General features: G+C 68.9%; 23 protein-coding genes, 1 tRNA gene and 1 pseudogene. 16 read left to right on the top strand and 9 right to left on the bottom strand.

The features are described 5' to 3' along the window. Positions 1 to 58 precede the first annotated feature (58 nt). The 3 genes from ING98_13450 to ING98_13440 all read left to right on the top strand — a co-directional run bounded on the left by ING98_13450 (position 59) and on the right by ING98_13440 (position 3,614). On the top strand, positions 59 to 1,774 hold the full coding sequence (locus tag ING98_13450) for an amidohydrolase family protein (protein MCA3102872.1): 1,716 nt from the start codon (positions 59 to 61) through the stop codon (positions 1,772 to 1,774). Between the two features lie 91 nt (positions 1,775 to 1,865). Next, positions 1,866 to 2,855, top strand: a complete 990-nt coding sequence (locus tag ING98_13445) for a tripartite tricarboxylate transporter substrate binding protein (protein MCA3102871.1) — start codon at positions 1,866 to 1,868, stop codon at positions 2,853 to 2,855. A 90-nt stretch (positions 2,856 to 2,945) separates the two neighbouring features. Beyond that, on the top strand, positions 2,946 to 3,614 hold the full coding sequence (locus tag ING98_13440) for a hypothetical protein (protein ID MCA3102870.1): 669 nt from the start codon (positions 2,946 to 2,948) through the stop codon (positions 3,612 to 3,614). Between the two features lie 87 nt (positions 3,615 to 3,701). On the opposite strand, the gene ING98_13435 is transcribed toward ING98_13440, so the two are convergent. Together ING98_13435 and ING98_13430 are read right to left on the bottom strand one after the other, a co-directional pair. Beyond that, positions 3,702 to 4,163, bottom strand: coding sequence for a YeeE/YedE family protein (locus ING98_13435; GenBank protein ID MCA3102869.1), 462 nt, complete (start codon positions 4,161 to 4,163; stop codon positions 3,702 to 3,704). Further along, positions 4,160 to 4,684, bottom strand: coding sequence for a YeeE/YedE family protein (locus ING98_13430; protein ID MCA3102868.1), 525 nt, complete (start codon positions 4,682 to 4,684; stop codon positions 4,160 to 4,162). The genes ING98_13435 and ING98_13430 overlap by 4 nt, the downstream gene beginning before the upstream one ends. A gap of 57 nt (positions 4,685 to 4,741) precedes the next feature. Between ING98_13430 and ING98_13425 the strand changes: the two genes are divergently transcribed. The 6 genes from ING98_13425 (at position 4,742) to ING98_13400 (ending at position 10,627) form a co-directional block, all read left to right on the top strand. Then, on the top strand, positions 4,742 to 6,325 hold the full coding sequence (locus tag ING98_13425) for an alkaline phosphatase D family protein (GenBank protein MCA3102867.1): 1,584 nt from the start codon (positions 4,742 to 4,744) through the stop codon (positions 6,323 to 6,325). Positions 6,326 to 6,416: 91 nt separating this feature from the next. Next, positions 6,417 to 7,034 (top strand): methyltransferase domain-containing protein, encoded by a 618-nt coding sequence (locus tag ING98_13420; protein ID MCA3102866.1) that lies wholly within the window; start codon positions 6,417 to 6,419, stop codon positions 7,032 to 7,034. A 14-nt stretch (positions 7,035 to 7,048) separates the two neighbouring features. Further along, positions 7,049 to 7,948, top strand: coding sequence for a DMT family transporter (locus ING98_13415; GenBank protein MCA3102865.1), 900 nt, complete (start codon positions 7,049 to 7,051; stop codon positions 7,946 to 7,948). A 16-nt stretch (positions 7,949 to 7,964) separates the two neighbouring features. After that, a complete protein-coding gene (locus tag ING98_13410) occupies positions 7,965 to 8,666 on the top strand; it encodes a VIT1/CCC1 transporter family protein (GenBank protein ID MCA3102864.1) in 702 nt (233 codons plus the stop codon). Positions 8,667 to 8,889: 223 nt separating this feature from the next. Beyond that, positions 8,890 to 9,426 carry a hypothetical protein gene (locus ING98_13405; GenBank protein MCA3102863.1) on the top strand — a complete coding sequence of 179 codons (537 nt, stop codon included), beginning with the start codon at positions 8,890 to 8,892 and terminating at the stop codon, positions 9,424 to 9,426. Positions 9,427 to 9,430: 4 nt separating this feature from the next. Then, positions 9,431 to 10,627: an alkaline phosphatase family protein gene (locus ING98_13400; protein ID MCA3102862.1), complete on the top strand. Its 1,197-nt coding sequence runs from the start codon at positions 9,431 to 9,433 to the stop codon at positions 10,625 to 10,627. 55 nt (positions 10,628 to 10,682) lie between these two features. Here the strand turns inward: ING98_13400 and ING98_13395 are convergent, their stop codons facing one another. From ING98_13395 to ING98_13375, 5 genes are read right to left on the bottom strand one after another with little or no spacing between them, the layout of a single operon-like run. Then, a complete protein-coding gene (locus tag ING98_13395; protein MCA3102861.1) occupies positions 10,683 to 11,462 on the bottom strand; it encodes an SDR family oxidoreductase in 780 nt (259 codons plus the stop codon). A gap of 31 nt (positions 11,463 to 11,493) precedes the next feature. After that, positions 11,494 to 12,660 carry an acyl-CoA/acyl-ACP dehydrogenase gene (locus ING98_13390; protein ID MCA3102860.1) on the bottom strand — a complete coding sequence of 389 codons (1,167 nt, stop codon included), beginning with the start codon at positions 12,658 to 12,660 and terminating at the stop codon, positions 11,494 to 11,496. Between the two features lie 37 nt (positions 12,661 to 12,697). Next, entirely contained in the window at positions 12,698 to 13,591 is an 894-nt protein-coding gene (locus ING98_13385; protein ID MCA3102859.1) for a succinate--CoA ligase subunit alpha, read from the bottom strand. Further along, on the bottom strand, positions 13,588 to 14,760 hold the full coding sequence (locus tag ING98_13380) for a hypothetical protein (GenBank protein MCA3102858.1): 1,173 nt from the start codon (positions 14,758 to 14,760) through the stop codon (positions 13,588 to 13,590). The genes ING98_13385 and ING98_13380 overlap by 4 nt, the downstream gene beginning before the upstream one ends. An 18-nt stretch (positions 14,761 to 14,778) precedes the next feature. Further along, entirely contained in the window at positions 14,779 to 15,582 is an 804-nt protein-coding gene (locus tag ING98_13375; protein ID MCA3102857.1) for a 2,4-dihydroxyhept-2-ene-1,7-dioic acid aldolase, read from the bottom strand. A 288-nt stretch (positions 15,583 to 15,870) separates the two neighbouring features. Here ING98_13375 and ING98_13370 point away from each other — a divergent pair. From ING98_13370 to ING98_13345, 6 genes and pseudogenes are all read left to right on the top strand, one after another. Further along, a pseudogene (locus ING98_13370) lies at positions 15,871 to 15,969 on the top strand (NrdH-redoxin). Positions 15,970 to 15,999: 30 nt separating this feature from the next. Further along, positions 16,000 to 16,560, top strand: a complete 561-nt coding sequence (locus tag ING98_13365; protein MCA3102856.1) for a DinB family protein — start codon at positions 16,000 to 16,002, stop codon at positions 16,558 to 16,560. Further along, the gene (locus ING98_13360) at positions 16,548 to 17,954 is read left to right on the top strand and encodes an L-seryl-tRNA(Sec) selenium transferase (GenBank protein MCA3102855.1); all 1,407 of its coding nucleotides are present in this window, start codon (positions 16,548 to 16,550) and stop codon (positions 17,952 to 17,954) included. The genes ING98_13365 and ING98_13360 overlap by 13 nt, the downstream gene beginning before the upstream one ends. A gap of 7 nt (positions 17,955 to 17,961) precedes the next feature. Beyond that, complete coding sequence (gene selB / locus ING98_13355; GenBank protein ID MCA3102854.1) at positions 17,962 to 19,914, top strand: selenocysteine-specific translation elongation factor; 1,953 nt, start codon at positions 17,962 to 17,964, stop codon at positions 19,912 to 19,914. Positions 19,915 to 19,934: 20 nt separating this feature from the next. Beyond that, positions 19,935 to 20,030: transfer RNA gene (locus ING98_13350), tRNA-Sec, on the top strand. Positions 20,031 to 20,127: 97 nt separating this feature from the next. Next, positions 20,128 to 20,721: an HNH endonuclease gene (locus ING98_13345; protein ID MCA3102853.1), complete on the top strand. Its 594-nt coding sequence runs from the start codon at positions 20,128 to 20,130 to the stop codon at positions 20,719 to 20,721. Between the two features lie 30 nt (positions 20,722 to 20,751). Here the strand turns inward: ING98_13345 and ING98_13340 are convergent, their stop codons facing one another. Then, positions 20,752 to 21,567, bottom strand: a complete 816-nt coding sequence (locus ING98_13340; protein MCA3102852.1) for an aspartate dehydrogenase — start codon at positions 21,565 to 21,567, stop codon at positions 20,752 to 20,754. 285 nt (positions 21,568 to 21,852) lie between these two features. Between ING98_13340 and ING98_13335 the strand changes: the two genes are divergently transcribed. Then, a complete protein-coding gene (locus ING98_13335; GenBank protein MCA3102851.1) occupies positions 21,853 to 22,791 on the top strand; it encodes a tripartite tricarboxylate transporter substrate binding protein in 939 nt (312 codons plus the stop codon). Positions 22,792 to 22,798: 7 nt separating this feature from the next. Here ING98_13335 and malQ read toward each other — a convergent pair whose 3' ends face one another. Then, positions 22,799 to 25,018 carry a 4-alpha-glucanotransferase gene (malQ, locus tag ING98_13330; protein MCA3102850.1) on the bottom strand — a complete coding sequence of 740 codons (2,220 nt, stop codon included), beginning with the start codon at positions 25,016 to 25,018 and terminating at the stop codon, positions 22,799 to 22,801. Positions 25,019 to 25,175: the final 157 nt, after the last annotated feature.

Below are 25,175 nucleotides of genomic sequence, written 5' to 3'. Positions count from 1 at the left end.
ATCATCCGCCCTCCGCACTGTCACAGGTGAGCCCGATGCCCCCGACCGCGAGTCAGCGATGACCGGAGCGCCCCCGCGCGCCGCCGACCGGGTCCTTCGCGGCGGGCGCGTGCTCACCCAGGATCCTGCGCGCCCGCTGGCCGAGGCGCTGGCGATCGAGGGCGACCGGCTGCTGGCGGTGGGCAGCAACGAAGCGATCACCCAGCACATCGGTCCCGGCACGCACGTCCACGAGTTGTCCGGGCGGACCGTGCTGCCCGGTCTCATCGACGGGCATGCCCACATGGACCGCGAGGGCCTCAAGCAGGTGTTCCCGTCGCTCGGGCCGGTGCGCTCGATCGCCGACATCCAGGAGCGGATCGCCACCCTGGCGCGCGCGCGCGCGCCGGGCGAGTGGATCGTCACCATGCCGATCGGTACTCCGCCAGCCTACTTCGATGCACCGGGCTGCCTGCGCGAAAACCGCTGGCCGACACGGCACGAACTCGACGAAGCGGCCCCAGACCATCCGGTGTTCATTCGTCCCATCTGGGGCTACTGGCGCCATACCCCGCCGCTGGTTTCGGTCGCGAACTCGCGCGCCCTCGCCTGCGCCGGCATCGACCGCAGCACGGTGTCGCCGACGCCGACCATCACGATCGGACGCGATGCCAGCGGCGAACCCGATGGCGTGTTCTTCGAACAGACGATGATGCCGATCGTCGAGCATTCGCTGATGCGCTGCGTGCCCGGCTTCAGCGAGGCCGACCGTGCGGCGACACTGCCGGCGGCCATGGCTGCGTACCACGCATTCGGCACCACCAGCATCTTCGAGGAGCACGGCGCGGCCGCCGAACTGATCCGCGCGTACAAGTCGGTGCACGGGCGCGGCGCGCTGACCATGCGAACCGCCCTGGTCGCCAGCCCCGACTGGGGCGCGCTGTCCGGCGGCACCCATCCCGACGGCTATGGTCGGCTACTCGACGCCTGGTGCGCCGGTCTGACCGAGCCGGCCTGCGGCGACGCGCTGCTGCGCATCACCGGGCTGTTCGTCGATATCGACATCGTCGCCGACAACCGGGTACGGGCGCGCTCGATGCCCTATACCGGTTGGGCCGGCTTCAACTACGACACCGCGCTCGCGCGGGAGAAGGCGCGCGCCCTGCTCATCGCCTGCGCAGAGCGCCGCATCCGGGTGGTGGCGATCTGGCCGAACATGCTCGACCTGTTCGAGGAGGTGGATCGAGTGGTGCCGATCCGCGACCAGCGCTGGGTGCTCGGCCACCTGTCTTCGCTGGCGCGAGAAGACATCGGCCGCGTACGCGACCTCGGGCTGGTCACCACCAGCCACACCAATCGCTACGTATACAAGGAAGGCCACCTGCTGGCGGAGAAGCTCGGCCCGGGGCGCTCGCACGAGATCTCGCCGCTGCGGTCGCTGATCGATGCAGGCGTGCCGGTATCGCTGGCCACCGACAACGTGCCGGTATCCATGTTCTGGCCTGTATGGCAGGCAGTCACCCGGATCAACCGCTACAGCGGCGCTCCGGTGGCACCGGAAGAAGCGATCAGCCGCAGCCAGGCCCTGCATGCCGCGACGGTATCCGGCGCGATGCTTACCTTCGAGGAAGACCGGAAGGGCACGCTCGCGCCGGGCCTGCTCGCCGATCTCACGGTGCTCGATCGCGATCCGCTGGCGGTCGCCGACGACGAGCTGATGGATCTCCGTTCGGAGCTGACCCTGGTCGGCGGACGCGTCGTATGGCCGGCACCGCCGGTCGCGCCGGACGGTTGAACGGCCCGACTAATGGCATAGTTGACGCGTTTTGTATGATGCAATCCGTTGTGCGCCGTGCAGGCGCTGCTTCCACCCGAGACAGACCCTCATGACCAATACCCGTTCCGCAATTCTTTCCCTCGCAACGGCAGCCGCCGCGCTCGCGGCGGCTGGCAGCGCGCTTGCCCAGGGCGCTGCCCCGACGTTCCCGACGCGCCCGATCACGATGATCGTGCCCTTCGCACCCGGCGGCTCCGCCGAAGTGCTTGGCCGTGAATTCGGCATCGAGATGACAAAACTGCTCGGCCAGAACGTGATCATCGAACTCCGCCCGGGTGCCGGCGGCAATATCGGTGCCGAGTACGTGGCCAAGCAGAGTCGGCCGGACGGATACACGCTGCTGCTCGGGTCGCTGTCCGTGTCCACCAACGTCAGCCTGATGCGCCTGAACTGGGACCCGCGCAAGGACCTGGTGCCGGTCGCCGGCATCGCCACGGTGCCCAACCTGCTGGTAATCGCCACAGACAGTCCGTGGAAGACCGTGACCGACCTGGTCAACGCTGCGAAAGCGAAGCCGGGGGCCCTGTTCTTCGGCTCCTCCGGTCCGGGCACGAGCAGTCACCTCGCCGGCGAGCTGTTCCAGGATCGCGGCGGCGTCACGATCACGCATGTGCCGTACAAGGGTAGCGGTGCCGTGTACCCCGACCTGATCGCCGGCCGCGTCAACATGCTGTTCGATCTCGCCGGATCCGCCGTCGGCCAGATCAGCGGCGGCAAGGTACGGGCGCTGGCGACGACCGCCCGCAAGCGTTCGCCGGCCATGCCCGACGTCCCGTCGATATCGGAAACGTTCGCCGGATTCGAGTTCGGCAGCTGGTTCGCGCTGTTCGCGCCGAATGGCACGCCCAAGGACGTGCTGGCCACGCTCGAGCAGTCGGTGATCCGATCGATGCAGACAGATCGTCTGAAGACCCGGCTCACCCAGATCGCTGCAGAGCCGGTGCCGCATCCGGGTGCGGAGTTCGCGAAGTTCCTGGTGAGCGACGTCGAACGCTATGCACGGCTGGTGCGCGAGGGCAAGCTGGCGCCACTGCAGTAAGCATCAACGGGCAGGGGGCCGGATGCCGGCCGGCAGCACGACGGCTGCAGTCGCTATACTGCCTTGATGGATATCGCGTCGCCCCAGAGCGTGGCTTACCAGACCATCGCAGCGATGCGACCGGCGCTGCGGGTGGCCGTTGCCCCGGCGCTGCCAGTGCTGTCGCTTGCCGCGCCCTCGGCTGCGGCAGCGGCGCAGAGCGCGCGCGTGCAATTGTCCCCGCTGGGCGAGGTTGCTGGCGCCGTCGGCGCGCTGCTTGCGTCGGCATCGAGCGACAACATCGCTGCGGCAGCCACGAACGCCACCCGCATTGCGCAGGCGATCGCAGTGCTTGACCAGTCGATATCCAGCCTCGGGCAGCTCAGCGACGGCACTGGGGACGAACTCGATTTCCTGTCGGGGGCGGAACTGAGTCAGCGGCTGCTCGCCTCCGGACTCACCGACTCCGTGAATGGCCGCGCAACCGCAGGGTCGCTGACTGCGCTCGGGCTGACGCCCACGCCCGGCGGCGGATTCCAGGTAGACCGCACTGCACTGGAGCAGGCTTTCCGCACCAACCCGGCCGGCGTGTTGGCACTGGTCACCGACTACGCACGAAACCTCGATGGCCTGTTCGCCCAGCGCGCGGGCTCCCTTCTCGACCGCTCGACGCTGTCCGGCGAGCGCGCAGGGACTGCTGGCGGCAGTATCCCGCCCTCGCTCGGCGACTTTGCGACCCGGCAGGCACTGGCAACGTTCCGCGCGAATTCACTGCTCTGACCGCGGGCTGCAGCCGCAGGCGAGGGACGGCAACCGCCACGCACGGCTTGCCGGTCGAGCGCGCAGGCTACCCGGCGCGCGCGCCTATCATTGCGCGGCGTCGGACGATTCGCGCGAGAACGTGCGGCGGGCGGCAGCGGTCGCTGCGGCCAGCCGGTTGGCGCCGAGCATGCCCACCAGCATTGCTGCGGTGAACACGGCCGCGTCGCCCGACAGCGCCGCGGTGCCGACGATCGCCGGTCCGGGACAGAAGCCGCCGATACCCCAGCCGACGCCGAACAGGGCGGCCCCGCCCAGCAGTTGACCATCGACCGGCCAGCGCGGCGGCAACGCAAGTTCTCCGGACAGCATCGGGCGGCCCCGCCGCTCGACCCACGCAAAGCCGACGAACGCGGCAAGCAGCGCGCTGCCCATCACCAGTCCCAGGCTGGGATCCCAGTGTCCGCTGACGTCGAGGAAGGCGATGACCTTGGCCGGATTGGTCATCTGGGCAACGATCAGACCGACGCCGAGCATCAGTCCGCAGAGGAACGCCGCGATTGCCTTCATGCCGGCACCTGCAGCACGTGATGAAGCAGCCATACGGTCGCGATGCCAAATGCCATGAAGGTCAGCGTGGCTGCAAGCGAGCGCAGGGAGCCTCGCGCCAGGCCGCAGACGCCATGACCGCTGGTGCAGCCGCTGCCGATGCGCGTGCCCACCCCGACCAGCAGGCCTGCCACGATCAGCCAGGGCCAGTCGACCAGGGACTCCACCGGCGGCATCGGCACCGCCGACACGGCGGCGAGGCCTGGCGCAGCCGCCAGCCCGAGCAGGAAGGCGATGCGCCAGCCGCGCTCGCCGCCGGAGCCCGGCTTGCCCGCGAGCGCACCGGGCAGCACGTTGCCGAGGATGCCGCTGATGCCGGCAATCCGGCCGATGGTCAGCACCAGGAAGGCGGCGGCGAAACCGATGAGCAGTCCGCCGGTCAGCGCGGCACCGGGTGTGAATGCATGCCAGTCGATCGTCATCACTCTTTCGCACGCCTGTGTTGTATTGCGCAATGATACCTTTGCCGTGGATCGTGCCAGGCACCGGCATGCGTGGCAGCGACACAATTTCAATACCCACTGGACGTAAACCTTCGCATGCGACAGCCTCCCCGTCTCTCCCGCGACGCCACCCTCGACTCCCTGGCGCGCCGGCGCTGCCTGCTCGGCCTGTCGGCCATCTTTGCCAGCACGGTTACCCCGGCGGCAGCCGCCGAATGGAAAACGCAGGACGATCCGTTCGCGCTCGGCGTGGCCTCCGGCGATCCGTCTGCCGATGGCTTCGTCATCTGGACCCGGCTCGCGCCGCGGCCCACGGAGGGCGGCGGCATGCCCGACTTGCCGGTCGCCGTCGACTGGACCGTGGCCGCAGACGAAGCGCACACCCGCGTCCTGCGCCGCGGCCGCGCGACCGCCGACCCGCGCCTGGGCCACGCCGTGCATGTCGAGGTGGACGGCCTCGATCCCGATCGCTGGTACTGGTACCGGTTCACCGCAGGCGGCGCGGTCAGCCCGACCGGGCGCAGTCGGACGTCGCCGGCACCGGGCGCGCCCGCCGCGCGGCTGCGCTTCGCGTTCGCTTCCTGCCAGCACTACGAGCACGGCCAGTTCGGCGCCTACCGGCACATGGCCCAGGACGACCTCGACCTCGTCCTCCATCTCGGCGACTACATCTATGAAGGATCGAGTGCCGGCAAGGTCGCCCGGCGGCACGAGACGAAGGAAGAGCCGGTCACCCTGGCGCAGTACCGGAACCGCTATGCCTGCTACCGGACCGATCCGCACCTGCGCGCAGCACACCGGAACTTTCCCTGGGTGGTGACCTGGGACGACCACGAGGTCGAGAACGACTATGCGGCTGACCAGTCGCAGAACCGCGACGATCCGAAGTGGTTCCTGCAGCGGCGCGCGGCGGCCTACCAGGCCTACTACGAGCACCTGCCGCTGCGGCGCGCGAGCCTGCCGCGCGGTCCCGACATGCTGCTGTACCGTCGCGTGGCGTTCGGCGATCTGGCCACCTTCCATGTACTCGACAACCGGCAGTACCGTTCCGACCAGCCGTGTGGCGAGGGACGGCGCGGCGGTGGCAACATGGTGCCCAACTGCGGCGCACGCTTCGACCCGTCGGCGACACTCTGGGGCAGCGTACAGGAGACATGGCTCGATGACGGGCTCGCGACCAGCCGCGGCCGATGGAACGTGCTCGCGCAGTCGCTGATGATGGCCCAGTTGACCAACCGCGATGCCGCCGGCCAGCCGGTCCACTGGACCGACGGCTGGGACGGTTATGCGGCGCCGCGCGCGCGCTTCCTGGCCCGGCTCGCGGCCACGAAGGTCGCCAACCCGGTGACCATCGGCGGCGACATCCATTCGTTCTGGGCCAACGAACTCAGGCCGGACTTCGACGATCCGCGCTCGCCGATCGTGATGCCGGAATTCGTCGGCACCTCGATCAGTTCGCGCGGCATACCCTACGAGTCGACGATGAAGGTGCTGCCGGCCAATCCGCACGTCCGGTTCTTCGAGAGCCGCCAGCGCGGCTATGCCCGCTGCGAGGTCACGCCCACGCGCTGGCAGACAGGGTTCCTCGGCATCGCCGACGCGGCCGACGATCAGTCGGCGATCCGTACGGTGGCGTCGTTCGTCGTCGAGTCGGGCCGCCCCGACCTCAACCGGGACTGACCGGTGCAGCCGCCCGGCCGCACCGGCATCCAGCAGCCGCGCGCTGCGTGCATGGCATAATCCGCACCTTTCCAGCCTCCGGAGCCTTCCGTTGGATCTTGCCCGCCTCGAGCGGATCTACGACGCGTACGCGAAGATCTACGATCGCCTGTTCGGTCGTGTGTTCGATGGGCCGCGCAAGGCCGCGGTGCAATGGCTGGACGCCCGGCCGGGCGAACGCATCCTCGAGGTCGGCGTCGGCACCGGCATCGCACTGCCGATGTATGGCCCGGGCCCGTTCGTGGTCGGGGTCGACTTCTCGCTGGGCATGCTGCGCGAGGCGCAGGCCTGCATAGGTACGCACGGGGTCACCAATGCCTGCATCCTGCGCATGGACGCCATGCGCATGGCGTTCCCCGACTCCTGCTTCGACGCCCTGATGGCTGCCTACGTCGTGACGGCAGTGCCCGACTGCCGGCAACTCATGGCAGAGATGGTCCGCGTCTGCAAGCCCGGTGGACGCATCGTCATCGTCAGCCATCTGCATCATCGCAACCGGCTGGTCGCGTTCGGGCAGCGACTGCTGTCGCCGATCACGCAACACCTGGGATGGCGCACCGATCTCTCGCTCGAGGCGGTGCTGGCCGGCACGCCGCTGCAGGTAACGCGCGTCACTACCGTGCCACCCCTGGGGCTCTGGTACCTGGTCGAGTGCCGTAAGCCCGCGTGAGGCTTCACGCGGGCCTGCTGGCCCTGTTCGTCGGTGCCTTCTGCATCGCCTCGTCCGCGATCTGGGTGCGCCTGTCCGAACTGGGGCCTGTCGCTACCGCCTTCTGGCGGGTGGCACTCGCCTTGCCGCTGCTGTGGGCATGGGCCGCGCGGGTATCGCTGACCGACCATCTCGAGGCAGGCCGGCGCTTCGGTTGGCCGCTGGCGGCCGCCGGCGTCTGCTTCGCTGGCGACCTTGCGCTCTGGCACGGGTCGATCGTGCTCACGTCCGTGGCCAACGCGACGCTGCTTGCCAACTTCGCGCCGGTGTTCGTCACACTGGCGGTCTGGCTGCTGTCCGGGCGGCGGCCGCACGCGCGCTTCCTGCTCGCGCTCGCCGTGGCGCTGGCGGGCACCATCGTGCTCGTCGGCTCGTCGATCGGTACGGCATCCTCCGTGCCGTCATCCGGACGCGCGCCAGCGGCAGAGGGCACGCTGCGGCTGATCGGCGACGCACTGGGCATCGGTACCGCGATGTTCTATGCGGCCTACCAGCTGTTCGTCGCACGGGTGCGCAGCGCGGTGTCGACCGCGAGCGTGATGGCGTGGAGCAGCCTCGCCTGCGCGGCAGTCCTCCTGCCGGTGGCCGTCGCGAGCGGAGAGCAGTTGCTGCCGGCGACGCTGTACGGCTGGACCATCCTCGCCGGCCTGGCGCTGGTCTCCCATGTGGCCGGGCAGAGCCTGATCGCCCATGCGATCGCGCACCTGACGCCCACCCTCGCTTCGGTCGGGCTGCTGCTGCAGCCGGTGGTAGCGGCCGCCTTCGCGTGGCAGTTTCTCGGCGAACCGGTGGGCGTGCTGCAGGTCGCCGGGGGTACGATCGTGCTGGCGGGCATCTGGCTCGCCATCCGTGCCGAGCGCCCCGGCACCGCCTGAGCAGGCAGGAGAAGACATGCGTCACGACAGGCTTCACCTCGAACGCCACCGATTCGGCAGCACGACATGGCTGCGGGCGGCCGTGCTGGGCGCGAACGACGGCATCGTGTCCACCGCATCCCTGCTGTTGGGGGTTGCCGCCGCATCGGCTCCACCCGATGTGATGCTGACGACCGGCGTGGCTGGTCTTGTCGCCGGTGCGATGTCCATGGCAGCCGGCGAATACGTGTCGGTGAGCTCGCAGGCGGACTCCGAACAGGCCGACCTCGAGCGGGAGCGCGCCGAGCTGCATGCCGATCCCGTCCTGGAGCAGGACGAGCTTGCCGCGATCTATGTCCGTCGCGGTCTGGAACCCGAGGTCGCACGGACGGTAGCCTCGCAGTTGATGGCGCACGATGCCCTGGGCGCCCACGCCCTCGAGGAACTGGGCATCTCGGACCTGACGGCTGCGCGTCCGCTGCAGGCGTCGCTCGCGTCCGCTGCAAGCTTCGCGGCCGGCGCCGTGCTGCCGCTGCTGTGCGCGCTGCTTGCACCCGCAGCCAGCGCGATGCCGGTCATCGCAGCCGGTTCGCTCGGCGCCCTCGCGCTGCTCGGCGCTGCAGCTGCGCGCATCGGTGGCGCCCCGGTCGGGCGCGCAACGTGGCGGGTCAGCGCATGGGGGGCGCTGGCGATGGCAGTCACCTCGGCCATCGGGGCGCTGGTCGGTGCAGCGGTCTGACCGGCCCGGGCACCCCGCACGCGCGCACCGCCACTGCGTTAAACCGGGGTTAAGGCATGCTGTGGCTGCGCCTCGGCCTGCCTTCGTGCACGCCGATTTCGGTTTCCGGATGCACGCCCAGTCGGTATCATCCCGCCCACTCGTAGTGTCGCCTCGCACCCGCGGACGTGACATCCCGGTGCTGCGCGCCGGGCAATGACAGGCACTGGAACTCCTGAATCTGATGCATGCCCTCGGTCGCGTCGTAGAAACCATCCTCCTCTCGGTGATGTGGGTCGGGCTTCCATTGTCCCCGGTCTTCGCCAGCCTGCTGGCCTGGGATCGCGCCTATGTGCGCAACTATCGCCAGACCATCGGTCGGCTTGCGCGTACGCTTCAGGCGATGGCAAAGGCCGAGGTGATCGCCCGCCGCGTCTACGGCGAAAAGCGTGCCGCCGAGCAGGGCACGTCCTGGAAGATCGAGGGCGAGTGCAGCCATTGCGGCGAATGCTGCCTGTTCCAGGCCTGCGTGTTCCTCGACCGTGACGAGCAGGGACACTCCAGATGCAGGATCTACGGCAACTGGTTCTTCAGACAGCTCACCTGTGCCGATTACCCGATAAGCAAGGGCGACATCGATCTGTACGCCTGCCCGTCGTTCCGGGCGGAGCCGATCCCGCAGGTTGCCAAGGTCCGTCTCGGGCGGCATGCCATTCCGGTCGTGGTCCGGAGCGCTACGTCCGACAGTGCGGTCGAGCGCAGTACGTCCACGCGGCCCTGACCCGTTGAACGCAGCCGAGGCGGTACGTCCCGATTACCGCGGACGCAGCCTCGTCAATCTGATGGCCTCGATCGAGGCCGGCCTGGGTACCCGTCCCGGCCAGCGCGCGACCGGGCATCCGATGCTGGACCTGCTGCCCCCGGCACGAGTACAGGCAGCGCGCCGGGTGGTGCTGATGGTCATCGACGGCCTGGGCGACGACTATCTCTGCGCGCACGGCCGCGACACCGCGTTCATGGCGCACAGGGCAGGACGCATCAATTCCGTGTTCCCGTCGACCACGGCCACGGCAATCACCACCTTCCTGACGGGCCATTCGCCGCGCGAACACGGGCTGACCGGCTGGAACATCTGGCTCGACGAGATCGCGGCAGTGGCGACCATCCTGCCGTTCCGCACCCGTGGCGACCGCCGCTTCCTGCGCGAGATCGGCATCAATCCGCTGCATTTCTTCGAGCATCCCGTGCCGCTGGCGACGCGCCTCGGCAGCGGCACGGCCACCGTGTCGCCACGCTGGATCATCGATTCCGACTACAACCTCGCGCACAACGGTCCGGCACTGCGTTTCCCCTACCAGACGCGCGACCAGTTCTTCGACCAGGTGGTGCGCGCGGTCCATGCGTCCGACGCGCGCCAGTTCATCTACGCGTACTACCCGGAGATCGACTCCAACAGCCATGACCACGGCACGCACAGCCTGGAGGTGGCCTCGGAACTATGGCGGTTCGACCAGGGCTTCCGTTCGATGATCGAGCGGCTGGCCGGCACCGATACGCTGGTGCTGGTCACGGCCGACCACGGGTTCATCGATTCGCCGGAAGCGCGCGGCATCGAGATCGAGCGCCATCCGGGCATCGCAGCGATGCTGGCGCATCCGCTGTGCGGCGAACGGCGGCTCTCGTATGCCTATGTGAAGCCCGGCATGGCAACTGCCTTCGAGCACGCAGTCGTCGCGGAACTCGGGCACGCACTCGACCTGCTGCCTTCGGCCCAGGCCGTCTCGGAGGGATGGTTCGGAGAACCGACCGGTGCCGACCACCCGGCCTTCGCCCGCCGCATCGGCGACTACCTGCTGATGATGCGTCCCGGATGGACGATCAAGGACTGGCTGCCCGGCGAGAACCGCCATCGGCTGATCGGGGTACACGGCGGCACCACGCCGGCCGAGATGTGGGTGCCGCTGGTCGTTCGCGAGTGCTGAGCCAGGGCGGCGCCGCTGCCGTGCAGACGATGATGGACGCCGCCGATGCCTGCGCCTACAGCGCGCCCGAGGTCCCCCCATCGAGGTTGACGCTGCTGCCGGTGACATAGCTGGCCGCATCAGAGGCCAGGAATGCGATCACGTTCGCCGCCTCCGCCGCCTCGCCGAAGCGCCCGAGCGGAATACCCGCCGCCTTCGCCTTGTCGGCGTAGTAGACCTCGCGCGGGGTGCCCGCCTTGTCGGCGCGCTTCTCGTGCTGGCCGCTCTTGATCAGGCCGATGCAGACCGTGTTCACCAGGATGTTGTCTTTCGCATAGTCCTTCGACAGCGCCTTGGTCAGGGCCAGGCCGGCGGCGCGCGTGACCGAGGTCGGTGTCGAACTGGGCCGCGGCTGCTTGCCACCGATGGTGGTGATGTTGACAATGCGCCCGCCGCCCTGCTTCTGCATGTACGGGATCACCGCACGGCAGCCACGCACGGCGCCCATCAGCTTGAGTTCGAGGTCGAGGTGCCACGTAGCGTCGTCGATCTCGCTGAAGTGCTTCGAGATCGACGTCCCGGCGTTGTTGACCAGGATATCGATTCGACCGTACTTTGCTGCGACGCCATCGATGAATGCCTTCAGTGCCTCGGCCGACATCACGTCGACGCTGACCGCAGTCACCTCGCCGCCCGCCGCCCTTATCGTCGCCGCGACCTCGTCCAGCGGTCCCTGCCGGCGCGCGCAGATGGCGACCTTCGCGCCTTCGGCGGCCAGCCGTATGGCGGTCGCACGGCCGATACCTTCGCTGCCGCCAGTGACGATGGCGACCTTGCCGCCGAGTCCCAGATCCATTGCCGTTCTCCCAGTGTGTGTAGTCGGATGATCAGAAAGTACCGAGGCCCGCCAGCCCGGTCGCCAGGTCCATGTCGTCGACCAGCTTGCGCGCGACCAGGTTGCGCAGCGTCTCGGTGGTGCCGCCGCCGAGGCTGCCGTAGCGCACGCCACGGAAGAAGCGCGACACCGCGAATTCGTCGGTGAAGCCGTAGCCACCGTGGACCTGGACCGCTTCGCTGGTCACGCGGATGCCCATTTCGTTGCAGTAGATCTTCGCCGCCGCCGCGAGCGTCGGGTCCGGGAACTGGTCGCCGGAGTGCGCGGCCCGCCAGAGCAGGCTGCGTGCAGCCTCGATGTCGACGAACATGTCGGCCGCCTTCCAGCGCATGCCCTGGAACTCGCCGATCGGCTTGCCGAACGCCGAGCGGTCGCGCAGATAGCGCACCGACGCCTCGAGCGCGCCTTCGGCCAGGCCGAGGCAGATGGCCGGATTGAGGATACGCTGGGTGTTGAACGCACTCATCAGGCGCTTGATACCGTTGTCGGTGATCACGAGGTGCTCGCGCGGCTGCACGCAGTTGTCGAACACCACCTCGCACAGGTACTCGCCGCCCATCGTGTGATACTTGGCAGTCGCTGTGACACCGGGCGCGCCCTTCTCGACCAGCACGCAACCGATACCCGCGCCGCCAGGCACGTTGTCGACCCGGGTGAATACCACCATCATGTCGGCGATGTCGGCGCGGCTGATCAGGGTCTTCACCCCGTTGATCACCACCTTCTCGCCGTCGATGCGCGTGTTCGTCCGGTAGTTCGCGACGTCGGTTCCGGCATCGGGCTCGGTCATGCAGATCGAAAGGATGGCCTCGCCGGTGGCGACCCGGGGCAGGATCGCACGCTTGACATGCTCGGGCGCGTAGGTCGAGATGATTCGCGTCTGGGTACCCACCTCGCCGAGCACCGCCATGGCCGTGACGTAGCACGCCTTGCCGATCTCCTCGAGCGCGAGCGCGGTCTCGAAGATGCCCATGCCGGATCCGCCGTACTCTTCGGGCACCGCCATGCCCATCACGCCGATACCGGCGAGTGCCTTCAGGTTCTCGGCGGGCCAGGTGCCGTCGAGCCATCTCATCGCGTTCGGTTCGAGCACGTCGCGCCTGACCTGTGCCACCGCATCCACCAGCGCCCGCTGTTCAGCGGTCAGTCGAAAATCCAAGGTGTCCTCCGTTCAGCTGCCTGTTGCTGTTCGAGTGTCATCGCCCGAGCGCGCGCGCGAGCGCCTGCACCGCCTCGTCGATCGTCGCGCATACGTCCACGCCGGCATCGGCCAGCGCCGCCCGCTTCGCTTCCCAGGTGCCGAAGCTGCCCCAGGTGAGCGCGCCCGCATGGCCCATGCTGACCCCGCCCGGGGCCGTGCGTCCGGCGATGAGCGCCACCACCGGCTTGTCCAGGCCGCTGGGGGCGATCGCGCGCGCAAACGATTCTTCCTCGTCGCCGCCGATTTCGCCGACCAGCAGCACCGCTTCGGTGCGGCCGTGCCGCGCGAGCCAGGGCGCGAGGTCGGCGAAGCGCGTGCCTTTCACAGGATCGCCGCCGACGCCGATCCACGCCGACTGCCCGAGCCCGGCCTGCACGAGGCGAAAGCCCGCCTCGTACGACAGCGTGCCGCTCTTCGAGGCCATCGCGACCGGTCCGGGTGCCAGCGATACGTCAGGGAGAAAACCCAGCTTGGCCTCGCCGGGTATCGCCATGCCGGGCGTCGATGCGCCGATCCACGTCGCGCCTGCCGCGTCGACGCGGTTGCGGATTTCGACGGCGTCATGCACCGGCACCCCTTCGGTCGGCGTGACCAGCAGCCGGATGCCGGCAGCCAGTGCTTCGCTCACCGCCGGAAGGACCTGCGCAGCACCAACCAGCAGCACGCTGGCTACCGCACCGGTGGCCGCCACCGCAGACGCGCAATCGGCGAACACCGGGATGCCTTCCACCGGACGCGCGTCGGCGCGTGCGCTGACACCGGCCACGATCGAGGTGCCTGCATCGCGCATCATGCACGCATGGCGTTGCCCGGCGCGCCCGGTGATGCCCTGCACAAGGACCGGGGTGTGGCGGTCGACCGACAGCGCAAAAGGCGGGCGCGGGGTCACTGCAGCACCCCGGGCGCCAGGACGCCTGCGGAGGCGAGTTCGCGGCGTACCGCGTCGATCGCCCGCGCCAGGTCGGTCTCGACCTTGACGCCCCGCGCACCGAGAATCTCGACCGCCTCGCCGAAACCCGGACCGGCCAGCCGTGCGACCACCGGCACGCTGAACTCCGGCACCGCGTCCAGCGCCTGCACCAGCAGGCGCGCGAATTCACCGAGGTGGGTGATCCCTGCGAAGATGTTCACCAGCAGCACGCGCACCTGCGCGCCGTCGCGCATCCATCCGAGCACGTCGACCAGCCGCTGCGGATCGCCGCGCAGCCCTCCGGTGCGTACGTCGAGGAAGTTGTACGGATGCAGTCCCTGCGCACGCAGTTCATCGATCAGCATCATGCTCAGGCCGGCCCCGGTGGTCAGCAGCGCGATCTCGCCGGCCGGATCGACCACCACGTAGTCGCAGCCATGCCGCCACTTGCGCGCCGCTTCCGGGTAGCGCGCGGCCGCGCGCTCGAGCAGCCCGCACAGGACCGGTTGCCGGTACAGGGCGTTGTCGTCGGTAATCAGCTTCGCATCGGCCGCCAGCCATCGCGCCTGCCCGCCTGCGGGCAGCACGAACAGCGGATTGATCTCGACCACCTGTGCATCGAGCCCGACGAACGCCGCAGCCAGCCGTTCGCCGGCATCGGCCACCGCCTCGCGGTTCGCCGGCGACAGCCGCTGCGCCGCGCGGCCCACCGCTGCAGCGATCGCAGCCGCATCGATCGGAGCCCACTCTCGCACCAGCGCGTCGGGCGCGGCCGATTCGATGTCGACCCCGCCATGGTCGGACGCCAGCACCTGGACCTGCGCGCGCGATGCATCGAGCGTGAGCGACAGATAGACTTCGGCCGCGCCGGCAATCGCCTGCTCGACCCGGCAGCCGGCGACCGCGAGCCCCGCGAGCGGCACCGACAGCAGGGCCTGCGCCACCTCGAGCGCAGCCACGCCATCGGCGGCATGCCGGATGCCCCCGGCCTTGCCGCGCCCACCGGCGGCCACCTGTGCCTTGACGATCAGCGGGCCCACAGGCATCGCGCCTTCGAGCGCGCCATCGGCGCCTACCCAGCAACCCTGCGGCACTGCGACGCCGAACGTCTCGAGCAGCGACTTCGCGTCGTGTTCGTACAGGAACATCGATGGCTCCGCGCCGGCCTAGTAGCCACCACCAGAGGGAGCCCCGACCGGCTTCATCGGCGACCAGCCGGTCAGACGCGCGGCCTCGGCCTTCACGTAGTTCGACATCGCAACACGGTCGGGTGCCAGCATCACCATGCCGAAGCCCTGGTCGATGTAGCGCTGCGAGAACTTCGAGCTGTTGGTGTGGATGCCGGCGACCACGCCGTGGCGCTTGCACGACGCGAGGATCGCATCGACCGTGGCGACATGCCTGGGCTCGTCATTGTCCATCACCGGTGGCAGGCCGAGCGCGAGCGCAAGATCGGTCGGCCCGATGTAGGCGGCGTCGACCCCGGGCGTCGAAATGATCTCGTCCATCTTCTCGATGCCTTCCGGCGTCTCGATCATCACCACGCAGGCGACTTCCTCGTCCGCATGCTTCTGGTAATCGGCACCCGCGTAGTAAAGCACCCGGTTCGGTCCGTTGCTGCGCATGCCGCGCGGCGGGTAGCGGCAGGCCGCCACCGCCCGCTCTGCCTCGGCGCGATTGCTGACCATCGGCACGATCACGCCATAGGCCCCTGCGTCGAGGACCTTCATGATCATCGCCGGCTCGTTCCACGGCACGCGCACCAGCGGTGTCACGTCGGTGGTGGAGATCGCGGTGAGCATCGGAACCGCATCGGAGTAATCGATGCAGCCGTGTTGCATGTCGATGCACAGCCAGTCGAGGCCGGTATGCGCCATCACTTCGGCCGCGAAGCAGTGGGGGATCGACAGCCATCCGCCGACTGCCGGCTTTCCTTCGCGCCAGAGCTGCTTGATACGGTTCCTGCGCATGATCACTCCCCCCTTGTCGTCGATGGACGCCGCAGTGCATCCGCGGTCATCCCAGAGTATACGTCCGGCCCCGCCGGCATCCACGGTGAGCAGCCGTCCTGCAATTGCGGCCGACGATGACCGCACGATGAACGCCACGATGGACTAAAATATCGGACTCGTCGCGGCATAGCGCGGCGCAACCGATCGAGGGAGGTCACGATGGCCCAGGCACAACGCATCCGCTTCTTCACCAAGCCCGGCTGAACGAGCTGCCTCCGGACGAAAGAGTTTCTTTCGCGACTCGATATCGAATTCGACATCATCGATATCTTCAACGACCCCGCAGGGCTTGCAGAACTGACGGCGCTCGGTGCCAAGACCACGCCGGTAGTCGCGCGCGGCGACCAGTGGGTACTCGGCCAGGTGATCCCTGAAGTGGCGAAGTTCCTCGGCCTGCAGTTCGACGGCGGGCCGGCACTCACCCCTGCCCAGCTGGTCCAGCGCGCAGAGATGGTACTGGCCGGGGCACAGCGCTTCGTGCCGCAGCTACCCCTCGACAAGTTCAATGAACTGCTGCCGATGTCCGGCCGCAAACGTACCTATCGCGAACTGGCGCACCATCTGGTCCGCATCCAGGAAGCCATGCTGGAAGCAGTCCAGGGGATCGAGTTCACGATCGAACAGCCGGTGAAACCGCCGGCGGATTCGATCACGCGCCCGCAGCAGGTGGCCGACTATGCGGCCGAGGTACGCCAGCGGGTTCACGACTGGTGGGCGCAGCACGAGAAGACAGACCCCACAGCGAAGCAGGTCGTGCAGACCTATTTCGGGGCGCAGCCGTTGTCCGTCCTGCTCGAGCGCTGCGCCTGGCATTCGGCCCAGCACACCCGGCAGCTTCAGTTCCTGCTGTCGAGGATGGGTATCGAGCCCGACCAGCCGCTGACGGCGGAAGACCTGAAGGGACTGCCGCTGCCCGAAAAGGTCTGGGAAGACTAGACCATGCCGTGAACGATCCAGCCGCTGCAACATACCATCCGCCCTCGGTCGACCGCCTGCTGCGATCGGTCGAGGGCCAGCGGTTGATCGAACGGCATGGCCGCTCGCTCGCGCTGGATGCCGTGCGCGCCGGAATCGAACGGCTTCGGGCGACGGCCACGGTCTTCGAACCGGCCACCCTCTTCGACGATTGTGAACGACTGCTGGAACAGGACACCCGGCCCGGGCTGATGCCGGTGCTGAACCTGACCGGCACGGTGCTGCACACCAACCTCGGCCGCGCGTGGGCGGCCCCGGAGGCAATCGAGGCAGTGATGGCCGTGATGGGCCAGCCGTCCAACCTCGAGTTCGATCTCGTTACCGGCCGGCGCGGCGAACGGGACAGCCACGTCGAGAAGCTGCTGTGCCGGATCACCGGCGCCGAAGCCGCGACTCTGGTAAACAACAATGCGGCTGCGGTACTGCTGACGCTGACCGCGCTGGCGGCGCGCCGCGAGGTCATCGTGTCGCGCGGCGAACTCATCGAGATCGGTGGTGCATTCCGCATGCCCGACATCATGAGCCGTGCCGGCTGCAAGCTGCGCGAAGTGGGAACCACCAACCGCACCCATGGCGGCGACTACGAAGAGGCGATCGGGCGCTCGACCGCCGCCCTGATGCGCGTGCACCCGAGCAACTACCAGGTCGAGGGCTTCACCTCGACGGTCGACACCAGGACCCTCGCCGGCATCGCCCACGCGCACGAGTTGCCGATGCTGGAGGACCTCGGCAGCGGTTCGCTGGTCGATCTGACTCCCTATGGTCTGCCGCACGAACCGACGCCGAAGGAAGCACTGGCCGACGGCGCCGACGTGGTCACCTTCAGCGGCGACAAGCTGCTCGGCGGTCCGCAGGCCGGACTGATCGTCGGCCGCAAGGCGCTGATCGACCGCATCCGGAAATGCCCGCTCAAGCGGGCGCTGCGCCTCGACAAGATGACCATCGCCGCACTGGAAGCCACGTTGCGTCTGTACCTCGATCCCGACCGGCTGCGCCAGCGGCTGCCGGCGCTGCGGCTGCTGACGCGGCCGCGCGAGGATATCCGTGCCTGCGCGATGCGCCTGCAACCCGCGTTCGCCGCGGTACTCGGCGAACGCGCGACGGTCGAGGTGGTCGACTGTTCGAGCCAGATCGGCAGCGGCTCATTGCCTGTCGACCGCCTGCCCTCGGCCGCCCTCGCGATCCGGTTCGCCGGCCGGGGCGGCCACCTGGACCGCCTCGCGTTACGGCTACGCGCCCTGCCGCGGCCGGTGGTCGGCCGCATCCACGACAACGCCCTGCTGCTCGACCTGCGCTGCCTCGAATCCGACGGCGAGGCGGTGCTGGTCGCGCAACTGCCGCTACTGGCGGCCTGACCCGGCGATGATCGTTGCCACCGCAGGCCATATCGACCACGGCAAGACGCTGCTCGTCAAGCGCCTCACCGGGATCGACACCGATCGCCTGCCCGAGGAGAAACGGCGCGGCATCTCGATCGACATCGGCTTCGCGCATTTGCGACTGCCCGACGGCAGCGCGATCGGCTTCATCGACGTGCCGGGCCATGAACGTTTCGTGCGCAACATGCTCGCCGGCGTATCCGGCATCGATTTCGTGCTTCTCGTGGTCGCCGCCGATGACGGCGTGATGCCCCAGACGCGCGAGCACCTGGCGATCCTGGACCTGCTCGACGTACGCCAGGGCCTGCTCGTGATCACCAAGGTCGACCGTGTCGCACCCGAGCGGATCGAGGCCGTGACCGCGGAACTGCGCGCGCTGGTCGCCGATACCGTGCTGCGCGACGCCCCGGTGCTGGCGGTGTCGGCAATGACCGGGGACGGCGTCGACGCCCTGCGCGAGACGCTCGTGGCAAGGCTGTCGGCCCAGCGGCTGGGGGCTTCCGAAGGCAGGCACTTCCGGCTCGCGATCGACCGTTGCTTTACGGTGGCCGGCAGCGGAACCGTGGTCACCGGCACCATCTTCGCCGGACGCGTGAAGGTTGGCGATACGCTGTCTTTGTCGCCGTCCGGCGTCACCGTACGGGTGCGCGGGCTGCAGGTCCAGGGACGAACGGTGGAACAGGCGACGGCCGGTGCCCGGTGCGCGGTCAACCTCACCGGCGCCGACCTGCAGAAAGACTCGATCACACGGGGCGAGTGGCTGGTGGATCCCGCCATCCATGCCCCGACCAGCCGCATCGACGTGCACCTGCGCGCGCTGGCGACCGAAGCGAACCCGCTGCGCCACTGGACGCCGGTGCACCTGCACCTGGGCACCGCCGATGTCACCGGCCGCCTGTCGACGCGGCGCGACCTGTCCGTCGCGCCGGGCACCGCAGAGGTCGCGCAGATCGTGCTCGACCAGCCGGTCGGTGCGATCGCCGGGGACCGCTTCATCGTGCGCGACTTTTCTGCCCAGCGCACGATCGGCGGCGGGCATGTGATCGATCCGTTCCCGCCGCCGCGCCGCCGGCGGATCGCCGAGCGCCAGCTGGAACTGGCGGCGCTCGATGGCGGAGCGCCATCGGACGTGCTTCAGGCCCTGCTGCCGCACGCCACGGCCGGCATCGATGTCGCGCTGTTCGAGCGCCGCTTCAACCTCACCGCCGAGGCCGCTCAGCGTCTGTACAAGGCGGCCGGCCTGCAGGTACTCGGACGCGAGTCGCGGCGCGCATTCGAGCCCGCCCGGCTCGCCACGATGCGCGAGGCCCTGCTCGCCGAGGTGCGCAGCTTCCACGTGAAATCCCCGCAGGCAACGGGCATCGAACTGGCCGTGCTGCAGAAGAATGCGGGCCTCGCGCTGCCCGACGAGATCCTGCAGGCAGTGCTGCGCGATGCAGTACAGGCACGCACGCTGGAGCTCACCGGTGGCCTCGCCCGCCTGCCCGGCTTCGACGCGGCGGCGAACAGCGCCGACGAGGCGATGTGGAAGCGGGTCCGGCCGCTGCTGTCGAAGACCCCGAATGCGCCGCCGCAGGTGCGCGAGATTGCCGCCACGCTGAAACTCGACGAGAAGGCCCTGCAGGCCATGCTCCAGCGCCGGATCAAGCGCGGCGAACTGGTGCGCATCGACCCGCAGCGCGTCTACCTGCGGACGGCGATCGTGGCGCTCGCACGGCTGGTCGAGGCGACTGCCCAGGCCGTCCCTGGCGGGCAGTTCAATGCAGCGCAGTATCGCGATCAGGCGGGCATCGGCCGCAGCCTCGCCATCCAGATCCTCGAACACTTCGACAGCGCAGGGCTGACGTTGCGCGTCGGCGACGCACGCAAGCTCCGGCGCAAGGTGTCCGACGTCTACCGCGAGGCAGCGCAGACGGACGCACGGCCAGACGCGTGAGATAATCCACGCGCAGCACTGGAAGGGAAACGTCCCCGGTGGGACGGCCGGACTTCAAACCCGGTGAGGGCTGTGATCCAGTCCTCCGTGCGTTCGACTCGCACTCTCTTCCGCCAGCCGGCGTCATGCCAGGCCACATGCGAAGCCCCTGCCCTGCCTGCCAGGCCGATCCGGCTTGACATCGCGCGCCATCGTTCCTAATGTTCGGGAACCATGACTGCATTCGGTAGTCGCGCCCGAGGTGAGCCGCTGATCCTGGAAGTCGATCCAGGCGGGATACCGCGTCGCTGGTTGCTGGTCGAAGAGGCGATCACCTACCACGCCAAGCACCAGGTGGCATGGTCGATCGGCAGCATCGTGCGCACCTACCACGGCGGCCTGTCGCGCAGCACTGGAGAGCGCTCCGAACTCTCGACCGCGAGCATCATCGCGATCAAGGGGTCGGGCTCGTTCGCGAGGGAGTTCCGGCGCGAACCGGCACTGATCAACGCAGCGCTGTTCGTGCGCGACCGGCAGGTCTGTGCGTACTGCGGCGACCGCCTGCGCGAGCGGGAACTGTCACGCGACCATATCGTGCCGCTGTCGCGCGGCGGCGAAGACCGCTGGATGAACGTGGTGACCGCCTGCAGGGCGTGCAACAGCAAGAAAGACAACCGCACGCCCGAGGCCGCGCGCATGCCGCTGCTCTACCTGCCGTATGTGCCCAACCGGCATGAGCATATGATCCTTCAGAACCGCCGCATCCTCGTCGACCAGATGGAATACCTGATGGCGCGCGTGCCGAAACACAGTCGTCTGTACGGCTGAGCCGGCCCCGGCGCGGCCCGCTCAGGTGATTCAGGTGCCGTAACGGACGTTGCTTCTCGCCTCTCGAATCGCACACAGTGCGCTGTAGCAGGCGAGCCACGCGGTCTTCGGGTTCTCCGGGTCGGCGACGTTCGCCAGACGGATCGAGATATCGCTCGCCTTGCCGCGGATCTCGATGAAGTGGGTGTTGCGCGTGAGCGCGGGATCGGCCACCACCTTCAACCGCGTGCGATCGAAGCCGATGCCGGCCAGCGCCAGCCCGGCGGCGATGTTCACGTTCGCCGGAAAGTGGCCCGCGCCCTCGCGCACCGGTCCGTCGTACAGGACGGTTGCCTCGCGCAGCGCCGCCAGGTCGATGCCCAGTCGGTCTACATACGCGATGCCCTTCCACGCGATCGGTGGCTTGGTCACCGCGATCGACGCCTCGTCGATGCCGGCAAGGGCCATCGTCTTGACCCCGTCGAGTCCGCAGATGCCGCCAGACGGTACGTACAGCAGGCCCCTGGCGGCACGGGCAGCCGCCTCCAGCCGGCCGCGCAACGCGTCGTCCGCCAGCGCGCCGCATGAAAGCACGACCAGCGCGAGGCCACGCGCGAGCACAGCCTCGGCGTAGAGGCGCACGGCTTCATGGCCGGCCGCCTCGACCACCACGTCCGGCGAGGTCGCCAGCAGCCCGTCGATATCGGCGACGAACGCACAGCCATTCGCCTGCGCCAGCGCGCGGCCGCGCGAGTTCATGCTGCGCCCCATCAGCGCCACGACCTCGACATCGCCGAGCGTGCCGCGCTGGGTGTGCTCCAGCGCGATGCGCGCGATGCTGCCTGCCCCGATGATCGCCACCCGCATGTGCTGCTCCCTGAAACCGGCCCCGCGCAGGATCCCTGCAGGGGTTCGCCGAAGGGCTCCAAGTGTGCCATGCTCCGCGCCGCGCGATGCATGTACGCCCGCAGGGGCGCACAGTCGTCGTCCACCGGAAACTTCATGGAGATGAGCATGGCAGCAGGCAGCGGCGCCACCGGTTGTGTCGACACCATCAGCGGCCGGACTCGCCGCACCCGTGCAGTGCAGGTGGCCATGGCCGCCGCTTGGATCGTCACGCTGTCGACGCTTGCCACGTTCGGCACGGCGGGCATGGCCGCCGCCGCGCAGCCACCGGCCGCGAACAGCTATCCCGATCGCCCGATCCGGCTGGTCGTGCCGTTCCCGCCGGGCGGCATCAACGACCTGGTCGCGCGCATCATCGGCCAGAGCCTCGGCGAACAGATGAAGCAGACGGTCATCATCGACAATCGGGCGGGCGCCGGTGGCACGCTCGGGCTGGGCATCGCCGCGCGCGCCAATCCGGACGGCTACACCCTCGCCTTCGGCGCGACCAGTACCGTCGCGGTCAGCCCGGCGCTGTACCGCAATCTGCCCTACGACCCGGTCAAGGCGTTCGCACCGATCGCCCCGCTGGCCGAAGTGCCGAGCGTCGTGCTGGTCACGCCCTCGGTTGCGGCCGGCTCGATGCGGGATCTGATCGCGCTGGCCCGCGCGAAGCCGGGCTCGCTCAATTACGCCTCGGCAGGCGCCGGCACCTCGCAGCACATGGGTGCCGAACTGCTGAAGGCACTGGCCAAGATCGACATGGTCCATGTGCCGTACAAGGGGGGCGCGGCCGCGATCGCCGACCTGATCGGCGGCCAGGTGCAGATCCAGATCGAACCGCTGCCAACGGCGATACCGCATATCCGTTCCGGCAAGGTGCGCGCGCTGGCCGTCACCTCGCGGGCCCGGTTGCCGATCCTGCCCGAGTTGCCGACGGTCGTCGAGGCAGCGGGCCTGCCCGGCTATGAACTGATGATCTGGTTCGGCATGCTGGCCCCGGCCGACACGCCGCGCCCGATCGTGCAGCGACTGAACCTCGAGGTGCTCAAGGCCGTTGCATCGCCGGAGGTGCGCGAACGATTCGCCCAGCAGGGTGCCACGCCGTCGGCCGCGCAGACTCCGGAACAGTTCGGTGCCTTCATCCGACGCGAGATCGCCAGATGGGCGGAAGTCGCGCGCGTGTCCGGCGCGAAGGCGGACTGATACGCGCTCAGCGCAGCCCGCCGGAGCGCTCGCGCTGGGTTCCCGCGACAGCCCGCCAGCGCGGATGCGCGACCCACTCCTCGACCGGTACCGGCAGCCGGCGCGACCAGTTGGGGTGCTCGAAGGTCGTGCCGGGCAGGTTGGTCGCCTCGACCAGGTCGAACACGTCCTCCGGATTGACCATCGTCCACATCGAGGCGGTGCGAGCGAGGAAGGTATGCACTGCGTCGACCAGGCCGGGCGGCAGCACCGCATAGCGACCGGCATCCGTGGACTCACCCTCCGGCAATAACCCGGCTTCGGCGAGCGCGCCGAGCAGCGCCGCGCGTGCCTGACTGCGGTCCGAGGCGAAGCGTTCGTACTGGCCCTCGTCGAGCAGGCCGAGGCAGCGCCGCTGGTCGAGGTCATCGCCGACCCACCACCCCTGCAATGGCGACAGGTCGTGGCTGCCGATGGAAGCCAGCGCCAGCCGCGGATAATCGTGCGGTCGCCGGAAGTGATCCGTCCCGTCACGCTCGAATACCAGCAACCGGTAGGACAGCACGTCGGCGCACCGCAGCCCTTCGCGCACCGCCGGCTGGACCGTACCGAGGTCCTCGCCGATGACCATGCACGCATGACGTTCGCTTTCGATGCGCAGCGTCGCCAGCATCGCCTCGAACGGATAATCCACATATGCGCCGGCCACCGGGCCTGCCCCGGGTGGTATCCAGAACAGCCGCATCAGGCTCATCACATGATCGAGGCGCAGCGCGTCGAAGCGGGCCATGCTGGCCGCAACCACCGACCGGAAGGCCGCGCACCCATCGGCACGCAGGTGGTCGGGGCGCAGTGGCGGCAGACCCCAGTCCTGCCCCTGCAGGTTGAAGTCGTCCGGCGGGCACCCGGCACTGGTGGCCAGCGCATGCGCGCCCTGTGCAGCCCAGACTTCCGAACCGCCACGGTCGGCGCCGAGCGCCAGATCGCCGTACAGCAGGATGCCGGCGCGCGTGGTGCAGGCACGCACCTGCTGCCACTGGCGCGATGCCTGCCATTCGAGGAACACATGGAACCCGGTGTCGTGCGCATGCTCCCTCTGCCACTGCGCCACGGCTTCACCCGACGGGTCGCGTAGCGGCAGAGGCCAGCAGGGCCAGCCCCAGACCGAAGAATCCGCCCGATGCAGCGTGGACTGGATCGACTGGTAGGTGGCATGCAGGCGCAGCGCGTCGTTCGACGCGGCGAACGCCTCGAACTCGCGCTGCCATCGGCCTGGCGCATGAGCGGCCGAACCCGGGCCCGTTCCGGCGCACTCGTCGCGTACGAATGCGTCGTAGATCGCGCGCATCGCCGCAAGCTTCAATCGTGCGACGCCCGGGTAATCGACCCGCTCGGCGGCACGCAGGCGTGCCCGCTCCGCCTCGGGTGCGAACTGCCGGCAGAGCGCGGGTACGACCGCCGGATCGGTGAACACGTCGATGCGTTCGGGATCGATGTAGAGCGGATGCAGGAACAGGCGGCTCACCGCCGAGTACGGACTGGCCTGCTCGGGACGGTCCAGCGCAAGCGCATGCAGCGGGTTCAACCCGACCACTCCGGCCCCCAAGGCTGCGGCGGACTCGGCCAGCAAGCCCAGGTCGGTAAAGTCGCCGATACCCCAGTTGCGCAGCGAACGCAGGCCGTAGAGTTGCACCGCGATTCCCCACTGCCGGCCGCTTTCGCGCAGGGGCTCAGGAAGATGGCAGCGCGGCGGCGCACACAGCAGCACGGCAGACGCCGCAGGCTGGCACGGCACGCCGCCCGGGGGCACCGGCATGCCTTCGACGCACACGGACAGCCTATGCCGGCCCGCCGGCAGTGCGGGCAGCGCAAGCAGGGGATCCGGCTCGGACGGCATGCAGGAGCCCGACAGCCGTGCACCCGATTCGGTCGACACCGTCCAGTCGACCCGGGCGACGACTGCCGGCCAGTCATCACCCGCAAGCGCACGCAAGCCGGCTCGCGACAGCGGGATAGCCACCGCCGCACCGGCCTCAACCACTACCGTTTCGGCGAACAGACGCCGTTCTTCGGAGCGCCGCTGCGACTGGACCGACTGCGCGAGCGCCCTTGCATCGGGGGCGCCGTGATAACCGAGGGCATCGAGCAGCGCGATCAACGTATCGTCCGGCACGTCGCGCCACTGGCCCCAGATGTCGTGGTAACCAGTCGCGATACCGGCCGCGCGGGCGGCATCGCTCAGTTGCACGCGTGCTCCGCCAGGCAGCAAGGGATGGAAGGGTCGGGCATGGACGGCCGAAGAGGTGACGGGCAGACACGGGCATCGCGCAGGTTGCGGACCCTGCCTCGACGGCCGCCCCCATTGTAGTCCCCTGGCCCCCGCGCGCCAGTGCCGTCGGCTGGCA

The organism is Rhodocyclaceae bacterium (assembly GCA_020248265.1).
In the GTDB taxonomy this organism is placed as follows: Bacteria; Pseudomonadota; Gammaproteobacteria; order Burkholderiales; family CAIKXV01; genus CAIKXV01.
The sequence above is the reverse complement of the archived record's forward strand: the minus strand, read 5'-3'. Positions and strand labels throughout refer to the sequence as shown.

What these genes read in the sequence shown, in the direction of transcription:
- ING98_13340 (MCA3102852.1), bottom strand. Translation starts at nt 21,567, where the DNA reads ATGCGGGTGGCGATCATCGGGGCAGGCAGCATCGCGCGCATCGCGCTG.
- ING98_13450 (MCA3102872.1), top strand. Translation starts at nt 59, where the DNA reads ATGACCGGAGCGCCCCCGCGCGCCGCCGACCGGGTCCTTCGCGGCGGG.
- ING98_13380 (MCA3102858.1), bottom strand. Translation starts at nt 14,760, where the DNA reads ATGTTCCTGTACGAACACGACGCGAAGTCGCTGCTCGAGACGTTCGGC.
- ING98_13435 (MCA3102869.1), bottom strand. Translation starts at nt 4,163, where the DNA reads ATGAAGGCAATCGCGGCGTTCCTCTGCGGACTGATGCTCGGCGTCGGT.
- ING98_13445 (MCA3102871.1), top strand. Translation starts at nt 1,866, where the DNA reads ATGACCAATACCCGTTCCGCAATTCTTTCCCTCGCAACGGCAGCCGCC.
- selB (MCA3102854.1), top strand. Translation starts at nt 17,962, where the DNA reads ATGATCGTTGCCACCGCAGGCCATATCGACCACGGCAAGACGCTGCTC.
- ING98_13395 (MCA3102861.1), bottom strand. Translation starts at nt 11,462, where the DNA reads ATGGATCTGGGACTCGGCGGCAAGGTCGCCATCGTCACTGGCGGCAGC.
- ING98_13345 (MCA3102853.1), top strand. Translation starts at nt 20,128, where the DNA reads ATGACTGCATTCGGTAGTCGCGCCCGAGGTGAGCCGCTGATCCTGGAA.
- ING98_13410 (MCA3102864.1), top strand. Translation starts at nt 7,965, where the DNA reads ATGCGTCACGACAGGCTTCACCTCGAACGCCACCGATTCGGCAGCACG.
- ING98_13425 (MCA3102867.1), top strand. Translation starts at nt 4,742, where the DNA reads ATGCGACAGCCTCCCCGTCTCTCCCGCGACGCCACCCTCGACTCCCTG.
- ING98_13335 (MCA3102851.1), top strand. Translation starts at nt 21,853, where the DNA reads ATGGCCGCCGCCGCGCAGCCACCGGCCGCGAACAGCTATCCCGATCGC.
- ING98_13375 (MCA3102857.1), bottom strand. Translation starts at nt 15,582, where the DNA reads ATGCGCAGGAACCGTATCAAGCAGCTCTGGCGCGAAGGAAAGCCGGCA.
- ING98_13405 (MCA3102863.1), top strand. Translation starts at nt 8,890, where the DNA reads ATGCATGCCCTCGGTCGCGTCGTAGAAACCATCCTCCTCTCGGTGATG.